The organism is Rhodococcus sp. DN22 (assembly GCF_036669995.1).
Classification (GTDB): Bacteria; Actinomycetota; Actinomycetes; order Mycobacteriales; family Mycobacteriaceae; genus Rhodococcus_F; species Rhodococcus_F erythropolis.
On the sequence record NZ_CP133327.1, the window covers coordinates 141,894 to 155,727 of the forward strand.

At 61.4% G+C, this 13,834-nt stretch carries 13 protein-coding genes and 1 pseudogene; 7 read left to right on the forward strand and 7 right to left on the reverse strand.

Annotated elements, in window-relative coordinates; all coding sequences use genetic code 11:
• Window positions 1-137 precede the first annotated feature (137 nt).
• Window positions 138-1,916 carry a hypothetical protein gene (locus RA302_RS30720; protein WP_075835665.1) on the forward strand — a complete coding sequence of 593 codons (1,779 nt, stop codon included), beginning with the start codon at window positions 138-140 and terminating at the stop codon, window positions 1,914-1,916.
• A gap of 123 nt (window positions 1,917-2,039) precedes the next feature.
• Here RA302_RS30720 and RA302_RS30725 read toward each other — a convergent pair whose 3' ends face one another.
• Together RA302_RS30725 and RA302_RS30730 are read right to left on the reverse strand one after the other, a co-directional pair.
• Window positions 2,040-2,483 (reverse strand): hypothetical protein, encoded by a 444-nt coding sequence (locus RA302_RS30725; RefSeq protein WP_058228438.1) that lies wholly within the window; start codon window positions 2,481-2,483, stop codon window positions 2,040-2,042.
• A 26-nt stretch (window positions 2,484-2,509) separates the two neighbouring features.
• Window positions 2,510-2,974 carry a hypothetical protein gene (locus RA302_RS30730; RefSeq protein ID WP_075835667.1) on the reverse strand — a complete coding sequence of 155 codons (465 nt, stop codon included), beginning with the start codon at window positions 2,972-2,974 and terminating at the stop codon, window positions 2,510-2,512.
• Between the two features lie 126 nt (window positions 2,975-3,100).
• Between RA302_RS30730 and RA302_RS30735 the strand changes: the two genes are divergently transcribed.
• The gene (locus tag RA302_RS30735; RefSeq protein ID WP_047269145.1) at window positions 3,101-3,760 is read left to right on the forward strand and encodes a hypothetical protein; all 660 of its coding nucleotides are present in this window, start codon (window positions 3,101-3,103) and stop codon (window positions 3,758-3,760) included.
• Window positions 3,761-3,770: 10 nt separating this feature from the next.
• Window positions 3,771-4,781 (forward strand): cytochrome, encoded by a 1,011-nt coding sequence (locus tag RA302_RS30740; RefSeq protein WP_143542517.1) that lies wholly within the window; start codon window positions 3,771-3,773, stop codon window positions 4,779-4,781.
• A gap of 116 nt (window positions 4,782-4,897) precedes the next feature.
• On the opposite strand, the gene RA302_RS30745 is transcribed toward RA302_RS30740, so the two are convergent.
• From RA302_RS30745 to RA302_RS30755, 3 genes and pseudogenes are all read right to left on the reverse strand, one after another.
• The gene (locus RA302_RS30745; protein ID WP_075835671.1) at window positions 4,898-5,200 is read right to left on the reverse strand and encodes a pentapeptide repeat-containing protein; all 303 of its coding nucleotides are present in this window, start codon (window positions 5,198-5,200) and stop codon (window positions 4,898-4,900) included.
• A gap of 88 nt (window positions 5,201-5,288) precedes the next feature.
• Window positions 5,289-5,606, reverse strand: a complete 318-nt coding sequence (locus RA302_RS30750; RefSeq protein ID WP_231915709.1) for a DUF4333 domain-containing protein — start codon at window positions 5,604-5,606, stop codon at window positions 5,289-5,291.
• 408 nt (window positions 5,607-6,014) lie between these two features.
• A pseudogene (locus RA302_RS30755) lies at window positions 6,015-6,131 on the reverse strand (DUF2510 domain-containing protein); the annotation flags it as partial.
• A 2,153-nt stretch (window positions 6,132-8,284) separates the two neighbouring features.
• Here RA302_RS30755 and RA302_RS30760 point away from each other — a divergent pair.
• Window positions 8,285-8,539 (forward strand): hypothetical protein, encoded by a 255-nt coding sequence (locus RA302_RS30760; protein WP_058228433.1) that lies wholly within the window; start codon window positions 8,285-8,287, stop codon window positions 8,537-8,539.
• A 194-nt stretch (window positions 8,540-8,733) separates the two neighbouring features.
• Here the strand turns inward: RA302_RS30760 and RA302_RS30765 are convergent, their stop codons facing one another.
• A complete protein-coding gene (locus tag RA302_RS30765; RefSeq protein ID WP_125053072.1) occupies window positions 8,734-9,408 on the reverse strand; it encodes a hypothetical protein in 675 nt (224 codons plus the stop codon).
• A gap of 86 nt (window positions 9,409-9,494) precedes the next feature.
• Between RA302_RS30765 and RA302_RS30770 the strand changes: the two genes are divergently transcribed.
• The 3 genes from RA302_RS30770 (at window position 9,495) to RA302_RS30780 (ending at window position 12,951) form a co-directional block, all read left to right on the forward strand.
• Window positions 9,495-10,529, forward strand: coding sequence for a hypothetical protein (locus RA302_RS30770; RefSeq protein ID WP_143542518.1), 1,035 nt, complete (start codon window positions 9,495-9,497; stop codon window positions 10,527-10,529).
• A gap of 100 nt (window positions 10,530-10,629) precedes the next feature.
• A complete protein-coding gene (locus RA302_RS30775) occupies window positions 10,630-11,157 on the forward strand; it encodes a hypothetical protein (RefSeq protein ID WP_075835679.1) in 528 nt (175 codons plus the stop codon).
• A 699-nt stretch (window positions 11,158-11,856) separates the two neighbouring features.
• The gene (locus tag RA302_RS30780) at window positions 11,857-12,951 is read left to right on the forward strand and encodes a hypothetical protein (protein WP_143542519.1); all 1,095 of its coding nucleotides are present in this window, start codon (window positions 11,857-11,859) and stop codon (window positions 12,949-12,951) included.
• A 210-nt stretch (window positions 12,952-13,161) separates the two neighbouring features.
• Here RA302_RS30780 and RA302_RS30785 read toward each other — a convergent pair whose 3' ends face one another.
• Window positions 13,162-13,701 carry a GIY-YIG nuclease family protein gene (locus RA302_RS30785; RefSeq protein WP_064112277.1) on the reverse strand — a complete coding sequence of 180 codons (540 nt, stop codon included), beginning with the start codon at window positions 13,699-13,701 and terminating at the stop codon, window positions 13,162-13,164.
• Between the last annotated feature and the right edge of the window lie 133 nt (window positions 13,702-13,834).

Sequence of the window (13,834 nt, forward strand, 5' to 3'; positions counted from 1 at the left end):
TTCCCTTTCTCAATTCTGTGTCGGAACTCAGACTCCCGGTACCGCGACATCGGTGCGGCACGACTGGTGTGCCGCGGAAACCTGCGCCAGTTGAGACAGTGACTTCGGAGCGAACGTCATCAGAGAGGTAACACGTCATGAATGCACCCGCCGCCCTGACGATGGACAACGAAGTACAGACCTTCACAGCCGACGCGTGGGGTCAGCTCTCCGTGCGAGTGGGTCGGTTCGTCGACGAGATCGCCGCCCGCCGGGATCTGATGACCGTTGTCGGAATCGCCGCAACCCCAGAACTGGCAGGCGGGCGCCCGGCCGGCGCGTACTCTCACACGACCGCCACCGTCACCATCGACGCAGCGCAAACACTCTCTCCCTCTGATGATCCGAACCAAATCGACCTTCGTGACCGCCGCGATCGCGCACGCTTCCCGGTCCTTACCGGAGTAGCTGTGCACGAAGCGGGCCATGCAGCTCACACCGTTCGGCGGGGGCGGCTATCGAAGGCCGCGGGGGCGTGGGCTGCGCTCCTCGAGGAACCACGAATGGAAGGGCGAGTCGTGGCGCGGCGCCCACAGGATCGGGTATGGCTGAGAAGTTCGGCTTCGCATCTGCTTGGAAGCTGCACAGCCAGTTCCGCATCCTCGGCAGCTCGGCTCCTGATCTTGGTGGGTGGTCGCATCGATGCCGGGGTGTATGACCGCTGCGATCTTCCGGATCTCGCGGAGGTAGCCGGGGAGTTCTTGACCGAGAAGCAAATCGGCATTGTTGTCGAGCAGACGCGTGTAGCGGTTGCTCTCGACGACGGTGACGTCGATGGGTTGGTGCGGTGCGCGGAGTCGATCGCCGCAGCGATTGTCGACGAGTTCGATGACGCGGACGTCGACAGCGAGGGCAGCGATGGCGATGACGGCGCTGGATGCAGCCCTCAACATGGAGCCAGCGAAGGCGCCGGCGACGAGATCGCCGCTTCAGGAAAGAACACCAGCCTCCGTGATGCTCTCGCAGCGATGGCCCGGCGTACCGCGGCGACCGCGCAGGCCGCCGAACACATCACTCCGCCATCGGCGGCTGCCGCCCGGGTAACCACAGCGGCGGAGAACCAGCGCCAGATGATCGCAGCAGCTGGACGCGTCGCCAGCACCGGGCGTCTTGCGCACAGCGTCAGAAGGCCAACCGACGGCGAGCTGGCACAGTCCCTCCGGCTGAACCGAGCGGTCGAGGCTGCACTCGACCGCGGTGAACGCACGCAACACATTCCGCAGGCTGTACCACCAGGACGCATGCGGATCCGTGAGCTGGCCCGCCGTGAGGGTCAGATCGCGGCGGGCATGATTCCGACTGCGACGCCCTGGTCTCGCACGCGCCGGACCGTCGTGGAAGCACCACCGTGGGCGGTCGGTATCGCGGTCGACGTCTCCCAGTCGATGGAACCGGTGCTCGAAATCTCCGCAGTGACTGCGTGGATGGTCAATCGGGCAGCAGTTGATCGAGGTGCGGCGGCCACGGTCGTGTGGAACGCGAAAGCAGCGAACCTGCCGGCCGAGAGTATCGGTGGCGCCGTGTATGTCCCGGAGGCCGGTGGCGTCAGCGACGGGCTTCCGGAGGCTCTGCTGGCCTTGGATTCTCGACTGCAGCTGACCTCGGGTGCCGGCACGAGACTCGTGGTTGTGATCACCGACGCGGATCTTCCGAATCTCGACGAGATCTACCATCAGGCAGAACAATTGGCTTCATCTCAGACCCGGATGCTGTGGCTGATCGCCGGGCAGATCAACGACGGACCGCCGGCGCATCTCATTGATCGTGTTGCCGGACTGCCGGGCGTGACGATAACCGAACTCGACGATCCGGCACGTGTCGCCGACATCGTCGGGGAGGCGCTTGTGGCATTGCTGGAATCTGAGTCATTTGCATGATCTGAAACCACGTCGGCCGGCGAACAGCTTCCAATCATCGGTGGCCGCGAATGTCGACGTAAGCGCTCAGCCTTCTGCAACACAGCACTATTGACCGTGCGCTACCGGACCAGCCGTACGACATCAACTTCCGGTGCGGATCTGTTCGATCATGTCCTGCGTTGCGTCTGCGACGTCGATGTAGGACTGGCCGTACGCACGCGGATCTGCAGCGGAGGGCTTCGCAGGTACGGCCAAGAGTCCGGATTGGATGTGCTCCCCAGTCCGCCGGACAACTTGTGCCGCACCTTCTACCGCGCCGCTCGGCATGTAGACCATCGTCGGATCCTGGGCAAACAACTCCGGGTGCTCGTCGACATCGGGCAGGGTGAATGTGAGAGAGGTAAGCAGTTCGGCGATCTCGCGAGGATCGAGCTCCGAAGCCGCCGGCACCCCGGATTCGAGGAGGACGCGGAGCGAGTCGGCGAGCTTGCTACGTAGCATCCCCATCGCGGCGTACCTGGCATAGATGTTGACCTGGTGCACGTCCGCAGACAGTCGATACTGCGGAAAAGTGGCTGTAGACATGGGAATCCCTCAATTCGGGTAGGAAGTCAGTAGGGGCCGGCCAGGTATGCGGAGTCAGGGGCCTTGTTGTTTTGATTGTTGATCAAGTCGGTCACCCAGCTCGCGCAATCGCGGTAACCGCCTGCATGAGCGGTGGGGGACTGATCGGGTTGATCGGGGACGCGGCATACACCGGCTTCGATGTTGCCGGCCGTTGCCAGCAACACATCTCGCGAGAAAATCAGGGCCGCAGTGGCTGAGTGGACCATCGGGATTTCACCGGTGAGAAAATGTCCGGACTCGCCAGAGGTTCTCATCTCGATCCAGGCGAACAGCTCGAGTGCCTCACTGATCTGTATCGGTTCCACTCCCGGGGCCGACCCGCCGGATTCAAGGACGATTCGCAAGGCCTGCGAGAGTGCGTGCTGCACGAGCCCGCTGTCAGCAGCGCTGATCACACAGTCGATGTCGCTCGCCGAAAAGGAGACCCGCGTCTGTGGAAACGTCTTCATGCCAACGAGTGTGCACTAGGGAGTTCCGGTGGCCGGCTGCATGCGCGCGTGCCCCGCCGGCGAGGGGCACCTCGTATACATGAAGGCACCGACAAGGTCTGTCGGACAAGGGAAGGACAAGTGAGCATGACGTACGACCGCGATACCGGCCCGCCTGCGGCCCGGGTGGACGAATTTACTGACGATCCGCAGTACCTTCCGCGGCGACAGACCACTGTCGCCACGCCAGTTCGGCCGCATCCGGGATACCGCTATCAGGCGCTACCCGCCACCGCCGCCTATGTTCCGGATGGCTCCTACCGGCTTGATCTCGATCGGGAACTCCTCATCCGTGAAGGCGTTGAGGTCGCGCGCATCGATTCGGCCGGCCACCACGACTGGACGACGAATGAGGAGAAGCAGGCATTCGACGTATGGGCGCATGATCTGCAGTGGATTCAGCAAGTCCCAGCGCACACGAGTCTGCCGACGCTGGGAATCGAGCTGCTCCGGCGTGAGGCCCGCGTCCACCGGTGGTGCGAAACTCAGTCCCAAACAATGTTGGTCTATGCGAGCGGGGACGACGTGAGGTGCGGCCGCTGGCGGGTGGAAGATTTTCTGAGAGCTGATCGACCCGACGACCTGGCTTTTCTCATCCGGGTGGATCCGAAGGCCGCCTACTTCTGGCAGGGCGGCCGCCGGCATCTGCTCGTCCCTGGCACGCCGGCGCTACTCGACGAGTATTCAGCAGGCGACGGTCTCGCTGCTGCAATGCCGGTGCCGCACAGTGTCGGAGCCTGGACTTAACTTCGCATCCATGACCACTCCCAAGCTCTCTCACCAAACCGCATGGGGCCGAATGTATGGCCGCTTTGTGGGCGACGAGCCTCAGGTGCCGTCGATTACGACTGTGCAAGGGATGGACGCCGATGATCTTCCCGACCCGTTCTCGAAACTTCCCGAGCTCGGGGTCCGGCCGCAGGGGAGCGCACTGGTGGGTTGGCGGGCCCGACTCGTTCAGGACGCGACCGCCGCATACCTGCGCAATGACGAAGAGACGCTGCGTAATCAGTTTCCCCATGTGATCGCAGCGAGGGAGAGAGCGGCAGCGAGATCGCGGAAGCCGGATGCGATAGCCCGTGCCGTGCGCGGTGCGATCGCTGCGACACCGGATGTCGTTGCAGACCAGGCAGCTCAACGAGGCGACCGCGTCCACAACCTCGCTGAACTACTGGGGGAATGGCAGCTCGGGAACATTGACCGATTCGAGGTTGACCAGGCGAGGGCGGACCTCGACGAGCACGGCGAGGGTGACTACGCGTCGGCGTTGATCGACTGGTGGATGCGGTGGAACGTAAAGGCCATCGCCAACGAGGTGACGGTATGGAATCACAGCATCGGCGTGGCCGGAACACTGGACACGATCTTCCGGATCGAAAACCACCTGTACATCGGTGACTTCAAGACGAAGTCCGATCGGGACGGACAGGCGAAACCGATGCAGCCCAAAGTCGGGACACAGTTGGTGAATGGGTTGCACGCGCAGGAATCTGTGGTCGATGCTGACCGCGGTGTGTGGACAGAATGGAAGTACTCGCGACCGGATGGTCTGGTGGCCATTGCAGTGTCCCCGACGGAAGTGGTTCCGAAGTTGATCAATCCTGAACGATACGAGCAGTTGTGGACGAAGTTCTGCAACAACCGCCGTGCTTGGCAGGACCATCACGACCTCGATATGCGGGACGTGCTCAAGCCCATCCGGCCCCCAGCTTCGGCTGCCCGGTGGCCCAACGACTTGCGCGTCGAGTTGCCACCGGTGGCGGCGTAGTCGGGTGCAGGTGTGTGAGCAAGAGCGGGCTGGCACCTGCGGGCTGATGGCGACGTTGCTCACGGACTTTGTATTGGAAGGTTGAGGAACGCTGTCGGAGATGGCTTCTCGCTGGTTCAGCATGAGCGTGGAGATGGATCGCGCCGAAATCGGTCGGCCACCGGGTCGAATCGTCCCAGCAGACATTGTCGAGGTTCGCCCCCCGTCAGGTCCGCTTCGAACAGATCAGCGCCGATCAGGATCGCACCGCTCAGGCCCGAATGCGCGAGGTTCGCGTGCCGCATGTAGGCGCCAGAAAAGTCCACTCCGGTCAGGTTCGTGCCGTACATGCTTGCGTTGTAAAGGTTGACATCAGAGGCATTCGCGCCGGAGGTGCCTGCTTGTTTCCACAACGGCCGAATCCTGTCGGTCTCGTACATGCAGCGGATGACGTGCAACTTTCGAATTCTTCGAAAGTTGCACCACCTTAATATGTTCCGGCTGGGTTCCCGAACTTTCCTGCGGGGGTTATCCGACGTCGAGGTTGATCCGCCACTTGTTGTCTGTGCGGTAGATCGTTGCAACGAGAACGACCTGCGATCCGGACTGCATGTCCATCGTGCATCTAGCGACATCTCCATCGCTGTAGGAGCGACTCGTCGGGCACGCGATCGTGCCGGTCAGCGCACCTGATGTAGCTGCCGGGCCAAGCTGTTCACGCATCATTGTCTGCAGCTCCGAACCGGACAGTGTCGGAGTACTCGATTGCTGCGTCATGAATCCGGCAAGGATCATCGCTGCCACCAGTACGATCGAGCCTCCGGCCAGCATGGTCTTCCGGTGCAAGCGAGCGCCCTCACTTGGGCCGCGGGAGTCGTTCTCGGCGTATTGCCGAGAACGTACGAATAGGAAATATCCAAGTGCAGCAGTAAGGGCCGGGGCCACGACGAAATTCCCGACTATCGTCCCGCGGTCCGTGAAACCGAGGAGACGATAAATGCCGAACACAGTCGCAGTGGTAAAGAGCAACAGGAACCCGAGGGCCACCAGCTCTATGACCAACCGTCCGCGGGTCCGTTTCGGCGCCTCGGCCAGCCTCGTCGCCGACGTACTTGTGATGCTGTTTGGTGCAGGTTGCTCGGTGTTCCACAGATGCTGAAAATCAGTTGGTCGAGGTGACTTGTTTTGGAGAGGCGGTGGCGACTGCGTTGCCGGAAAACCTACAGATGCGGAGGTGTTCGACGGTGTCGCTGGTGGCGGGGCCCACTGATCGGTCCAGTTCTGACCGTCCCACCAACGAAGAGACGGCGATTGAGGTACTGGATACCATCCAGGCTGCGGACTGGATGGTCCGTGGGAGTTTTCAGGCACCGGTAGATGCTAATTGTTCATTTTACGAAAGCCGTGCCTATTGAGTATGTTGACAAACTCACAGGAAAAGGCGCTAACGGATACCTCAGAAATACGATGACCAGCGGCGCGTAAAAAATTGAATACCGAGTGTCAATATGTGTGGTCAATGTAAGAGAATTCGAGATCCTGGCGGCCGCCGCAACAATCACTATGCCCTGGGTGTTTCGGCCGACGGATGCTGGAACTCTCGAAGTGGGCGGTAGAAGATGGTCCGATGAAGTCACCCTTGTCGCGGTCCCACCCAGACCTCAGCGCGCAATGGCATCCGACAAAGAACGGCAGCCGCACCCCCGACCTGGTGACTCTCGGATCCAGCGTAAAAGTTTGGTGGATGTGCGCTCATCAACACGAATGGGAAGACACCCCTAATCACCGCACGAGCCGCGGGAGTGGTTGCCCCTACTGCGCGGGTCGACGAATCTTGGCTGGGTTCAACGACGTAGCCCACACCCACGCCCACCTTGCTCGTGAATGGCACCCCACCAAAAATGGTGAGCTGACCCCAGACACCCTGACGGCGGGGTCGGAAAAGTCCGTCTGGTGGAGAGATGAGTTGGGTCATGAGTGGCAGGCACGGGTGAACAATCGTGCGAACGGAACAGGCTGTCCGTACTGCTCGAACAATGCGGTTCTGCCCGGCTTCAACGATCTCGCAACCGAAAACCCTGTCGTTGCGGCCCAATGGCATCTCGACCGCAACCACGATCTCCGGCCGACCTCGATAGCGGCGCAATCGAACCGTAAAGTGTGGTGGCAGTGCGGGCTTGGGCACCAATGGCAGTCGACCGTCAACAACCGGACGTCAAACGGCCAAGGTTGCCCCGTCTGTGCCGGCCAAAAAGTGTTGGCGGGCTTCAACGATCTGGGTACCACCGATCCCGCGCTCGCAGCCGAGTGGCACCCGACGCTCAACGCACCCTTGTCCCCGGCGAATGTGTTTCGGAGTACGGCGAAACGATTCTGGTGGAGGGATCTCCTCGGCCATGAGTGGCAGGCCAGCGCAAGTGAGCGATCGGCTGGAAATGGCTGTCCGTTCTGCTCGGGCCAACGCATTCTGGCGGGCTTCAACGACCTCGCAGCGAGAAACCCGATGTTGGCCGCTGAATGGCATCCGCGGCTCAACGGAGCCAGGACACCCGAGATGGTGACGTTGATGAACGGGACGAAGGCGTGGTGGAGGTGCGAGGCTGAACACGAGTGGGAAGCGCGGATCGCGAGCAGAGCATCCGGGGCCGGTTGCCCGGCGTGCGCGGGACAGACCGTCTTGGCAGGGATCAACGATCTGGCCTCCCGAAGCCCGACGGTCGCGGCAAGCTGGCATCCCACTCGTAACGGTAGTGCGACACCTGAGAACACCGCGGTGTTCTCGAATCGAAAAGCCTGGTTCAGATGCGCGCGGGGCCACGAGTGGCTCTCGACAGTGAACAACAGAACCCATGGTCAAGACTGTCCCGAGTGCTCCGAGAAGGGAGGATTCAATCCGGGAAGGCCGGGATACCTGTACTTCCTCAGTCATGCCGTGCTCGGTGCCCACAAGGTCGGGATCACGAGCGTGGGGACCAATCGCCTTGACAAGTTTCAGCTGAGCGGGTGGCAGGTCATCCACCTTGAGCTCTTCTCGCGCGGGTCAGATGCTGCAATTGTTGAGCGGGCAATCAAGCGTTGGTGGCGAAGTGATCTCAACCTTCCTGTGTGGCTGGGTCCGTCCGAGATGGCGCAGACTGGCGGGTGGTCAGAGACCATCTCCGCGGACGAGCTGACGACATTCGAGTGCATTCTGCGAATTCAGCATGAACGGACCCTCCTGCAAGGTAGATGAATTCCTCATCGAAACGCCGCGCCGTCAGAACCGACAAGTGAACGGTGAGTGGCGATCATCCGGCAGCTCTCGCGGCTGACACCTGCTTGCGACGGAGACGACGAGAGACTGTGTAGTCAAACACGTAGAAAGCGCGCACGCCCGGTTCAACGTGCCGCAACACCGGAACCGCCAGGAATATCGTCATCTCATTCAACGGCAGTGCACAGCTGCAGTACGCGAATGCGACTCCGCGAGAGGCGCTACCGACCTGGCCGGCGCCGAAACGCCCCAAGACTGAGAAGAGACGCGCATGAATCCACATCGGAAGTACTTCAAACTCAAAATGGTGGGGTCATACGCGATCGTCATGTTCCTCCTGGGAACCTTCGTCTCGACTGCGCTCACGTCAACCAAGGGCGACGGATCCGCCGCATCGCCGTTGTCGTCGCTGAGTCCGTGGATATGGGGATTGATCTGCGGCACTATCGGGCTGGTTCTGGCGGGTATCGGGCCGGCGATCAGCGCGCTTCGGGGAGCATCAGCTGGCCGCGAAAACGAGCTGTGAGAAGCACCAGCGGCCTGTGCGTTCGAGGCACATCACGCACAGGTGAACATCGACGCAGAACGCAATCGTTGCAAGGGGAAATCGCCGGGGAAGCTCGAATCAGCAAAGTGCCTACTGCAACAACTCCTACCGAATCAGGTCCTCGTGTTAGGAGGCACACTGAGGTCGGAATCGCCGAGAGTTCCGGCCTGCGTTCAGTACGTCGACGCCACATCCAAGTCATGCAACGTCGCCGCCACAACGTCACCGAGCGTGTACTCACCGTCAACGGTGTGGTGATAGGTGCCGTGGCCGTTGTTCTCGGCGATCGGCAGCAGCTCGGACTGGGACAGCTGATCGAGCAGATCACACAGCAGTGCATGAGTTCGGACCGGGATTTGCAGCATCTCCATCGGCGGCTGAGTGACCAGATGGCGAGCGAGTTCCAGCGACAATTCCTGGACCCGCTGACGGGCGTCGAGAGCCGTTCCCCGAAGCGTTGCGAGATCGCCGCCGTAGTCGGCCATCCCCAGGCTGACCAACTCTATGAACTCCTCGACCGAGGCGGCCGCGCGTACCAACTCGATGAGCGTTGCGGCGGTTTGCGCGAGAGTGTGCGCAGAGACCAACACCACCCCAGAAGCTGTACCGTCGCAAGGATTTTCCATCGCCAGGATCGTCGGAGCGAGGCTGTCCGCCCATCGCTCCGCTGCCGCTTCCGTGATTGTTTCGCTGGCCGCATGTTCACTGATACCGGCAGTTTCGGCGACCAACGTGAGCATGTTGGATACGAAGGCCTCGACGACATCGCGCCGAACGACGATGTTGCGGTCTTGCAAGATTTCACACAGCAGAGTCGTTTGTGTGGCGTGCCAGTTCGTCGTATCCATGGGCACGATCATGGACTACGCGTTTCGGGTGTTCCTGCCCATAGATTTCACGAGAACACTTCACTGCCCAAGAAAGGTGCACGATCATGACTGCTACCTCAACCGATACTGATCGACCCTGGGAGTGCTCACGCGAGGCAGCTTTGGCGGTAAGCAGACTCGACGCGGCGACGGCGTGGATGCGCACGGACATGGCCGCGGTCATGCGGTTGTTCGTCGAACAACAAAACGCATACAGCTGGTGGACCACAACGCAGAACATCTCTGAGCCCAACGCCGACATGCTCCGGCAGTGGATCCAGTACTTCTACGGACTGAGCGTCGACGACGTAGGCATCGACGCTGACGACGAGCTCAGCGGCCCGGCGCAACTGATGCGGAAAGTTTTGCGGACCCGCGCACAGTCGTTGCGGTACTCGACCATCTACCTCGTCACACCGGAAGTCGTGGAGTCATTGGCTACGCTCGCTCACACGCGTACCTACCGGCAGGGCTTGTCAGACCTCCGGTGCGTGCCGACGGCAAAGGGGCACATCGTGCTGCCTCGAAGCGTCGAATGCCGTCGCGGCGAGGGGGAGGGCAGTGTGGGAGCGAACCTGACGGAAAGCCTGTCCTATCTACAAGCAACACCGCGTCCTGACCCGATTCGCGCGCTCTCATGGAATCTCGACGACACCGCCGGCAGGCCGGTTGTGCGGATTGCGGACTGGATTGTCACCGGCGACATCGGCGGCGAGGACGGTACTGACATCGACAGGCAGGTAGCGGCCGCCGTCCGTGACAATGTCGGCGAGACTGCAATGCCCGAGATGGTGTGGACCAACGAATGGGCTTGCACATTGCCGAATTCCGGTGTGCTGCCGACTATGATCGCGCGAGGCAGGCTGCAGGACGCTGCTAGGGACGTCGCAGCACCGGGGTTCGTACGGTGGGATCCATCGACCGTTTACGACGACACCGACGGGCAGTTCATGGTGAGGCTCACGCAAGCGGTGTGGGATGCGGTGACTGCCGGACTGCTGACGGCGCACCAGTTGACGGCTCCGCAGTGGTACGGCCAACAGTCCGGGATCGGGAAGGACATCGTTGTGTTGGCCGCGCCGGGATCCGAGTGTCGCTGACGCCGTTGAAGTTCGGTCGAACCCGTTGGGGTGCCGCATCTGTCGAGTGGATTGGAGATCGTGAGGGAGTCATTTTCCCCGAGCGAGAAACGAGGCCACCATGTCAATCACCTTTGCACCCGAGATGAGCGAGATCGTTGGATACCGCCTGACCGATCAGATGGGTGGCCGCAGCGAACGCATCGGTGACTACGATTCTGCGATAGCGGCTTTGGAGGACATGCAGCGCACTGGCGCATTGTTGCCGGGGTGCACTGATCCGGAGGAAGCCCGCATCTGGGGCCCTCAGCTCGAGATCGAGACTGCCGACAGCGGCGAGGAACCGTCTGCGAACTTCTCGAACCACAATGCTGTGCGCCTGCTGGAGTTGTTGGGTTTTGCGTCGGGGAACTTTGGCGACGCGGTCGAATCGAGCGGAGAATGCCCGGCAGAGGACTTTCTAGGCCGGGTCATGGTGGCGCAAGCGATCGCGCCTTCCGACGAGGGCGTGCCGTCGTACGAGATGGCTGGCACTCCTCGGTGGATTGAAGGCGGTCGACGCGCCGGGTACACCGAGTCCGCGCTCGATTCGCTTCGTGAGGTGGCGGAGTGGGCGTTGAAATCGGAGCGCGCTGTCTGCTGGGGCTGATCGTCCGGGAACCTTCTTTCGGGGGTTCCACCTCAGTCTGGGAAACGAGGGCTGTCCGGATTGTCGCGACGTGGGTTGGGCTGAGATAGTCCGGATCGGTGATCGAGTGTGCCGCGCCTGAAACGGGTCTCGCTCATCGTTGGCTGAGTTCGATTCCCATCATCGAGAGGCAGCTGAAATGACGTCGACCCCCTGCTCACCCAACTTCCCGCTCCCAATGCTGGCGGCAGCGATGACGACAGCGTGTGAGGACTGTGGGATGGATATGGTTCGACATTGGAACCTCTCCGGTACGGACTTCGTGTGGCTGGACACCGATGGCCGCAGCGTCGGGGGGACGTCCCCGATTCCAGGGGTGACGACAATCAGCGAGCTGCTCGTCTACCTGCTCAAGCATGACCGAATCGCGCTGTACTCCGATCTTTCAGCACGTTTTCCTTCGGGACTCGGTGTGCTGCCTTGGGAGCACCGACATCGGCCGGCGCCGACGTCGCCCCACATTCCGGCTGCCATGGTCCCCGAGTGCTGCGTAATGCCGATGCAACTGGTGCGGGACGGGTGGCGATGCAGGATCGCTCACACTGTCTTTCAACATGATTCGGCCAGCCTCCCAGTGTCCGCCTGACACCAATGCGTAGCTGCCCCGTCGGCACTGAACACTAGGATTCATCACTACACAGCAGAATGGAGATGTTCTTGATGAGCACGACACCATCGAACGACCCGTCACCGCGTTTCCTCCCGGCCGGCGCGGTGAACGACGCTGTGGTTTCCCCGGCCGAGGTCGAGGATCTTCTCACTGACATCACTGAATACGACCCGGCAGCCAATATGCGACTTGCGGAGCTGGAACAGTTCGACTCGAACTCGATCACACCGGAGCTCGCACGAAAGCGAGACGCACGCCGACAGGCCGGGCTCGATGGCTACTACGACTTGCCTCCGGGCTCCGGTCAGGAAACTGCATTCGTCATGTTGGGGATGGCCGCGATTGCTTTTGTGCTTCTTGGGCTGGCAGTAATCGGAGTGCTCGCCACCACTGAGGATTCGAACATCTATGGGCTGGCGATTCCGTTCGCCATTCCAGCTGGATTCGCGCTGGTGGGGGGTGTGGCTGCTGTACGTGCAGTACGGCAGCCGCTCCGTGTGACACGCGAAGAGCGTGCGCAGCTTCGCAAGGCCCACAGGCGAACAGGATTCGAAGCAGTCGGTAACGGAGAGGACTGCGGGGACGCGCAGAAGATTGCGTACCTTGCGGATCATGTCATTGCTGACATCGGCAAGAGTGCAGCATGGAAATCGAGACTTCTCGACGAGCACCGAATTCGGCTTGACCTAGATCGAGAACTGTACGAAATCGTTAGCAGCGCTGCGATACTCGGCAAGCAAATGCGTGCGAACGCTGTAGACCGGGACATCCTCGGTGGAGATGGACCCGACGCGGAACGTCTTCTGCAGGCGGTCAAGCGCAATGCTGGGTTGATCAGTGAAATGCGAGCGAGTTTGGTGCGCAGAGTCGCCGCACTGCTCGCATACCGTAACGAGCTCGCCCCGTTGGATCGACTGATCAAACAGATGCAGGCACTTGATCAGCTCGAGCAGCAGGAGGCAGGCCTCCAGGAGGCATACACCCAGATCACGCTAAATGAGATGGCTACTTCCGAGACCACGCGAATGTCCGATGAACTCACGGCGCTGCGCGCCAACCTAACCGCGCAGATCGAGTACTTGCGCACGAATGTCATCAACAATCCGTTACTCAGCACAGGACTCAGCCTGACCGACGGGCTCTGACTCCGTCATGACCGCACCCCTCGAACACCTGAAATGCAGTGTGTGTGGGAGGAATGGAGCTGTCTCGAAGAGATCAAAATTTTTCGGTGATGGGAACTGCTCAGGTTGCACCCCTCGACGGTGGCAGGGAGGCCGATGCGGCCTGTTGAGGCGGAAGGCGATCTGTCCACATTCGATAGCGGGCTGGGCGCATTGTCGTGTCCGGGCGAGTCAGACACTGGCGGAGTAGGCCGCGCGTGCGGCCTCTATCACGGCACGGGCAGGTCCGCTGGCATGAGCAACATTGAGCGGTGGTGACCACTGCTCAATCACGGTGGCTTCGACCGCGGCCGGTGAGGGGTGCTGGCACCAGGTCAATCGTAGATGGGTGTGCATCCAGGCAGTCAGTCGAATCTCGTCCTCGTCGACGAGGACGACGCGATCAGTGCGTCGGGTCCGGTAGTGCTCGGTATCGAGGAGCAACCCGGCGAGGGTGCGGCGGAGGGTGGATGATCCGCTGCGGCGCAGATGATTACTGATAATCCGCCGGCGCAGGTTCGTGGCGAGACCGATGTAGAGCAGCCGTATCCCGGCGTTGGTCGGGTGTGTGGGCCCCGGGAACTGAGAGAACACCTCCGGCGCCGCCCACCACGCGTAAAGGCCCGGTGCCGCGGGCACCATGGATAGGTCCTCGAGCGCGCGACTAGAGCTACTGAGCGCGGTGATGGTATCGGCTGCATCGTGCGGCGCCGTGGGATGCGGGGTTGGCATAGCGAGCAGTCTGCCTCGCCACGCAGACACTCAGCGCGACAAACAGGAACTGTCGCCGATGAGGGCAGGGTCGTGTGGAGCGAGCTGTCAGCCTCGTCGGCACGGTGCATGCAAAGTGATGAAGGCATCGCGC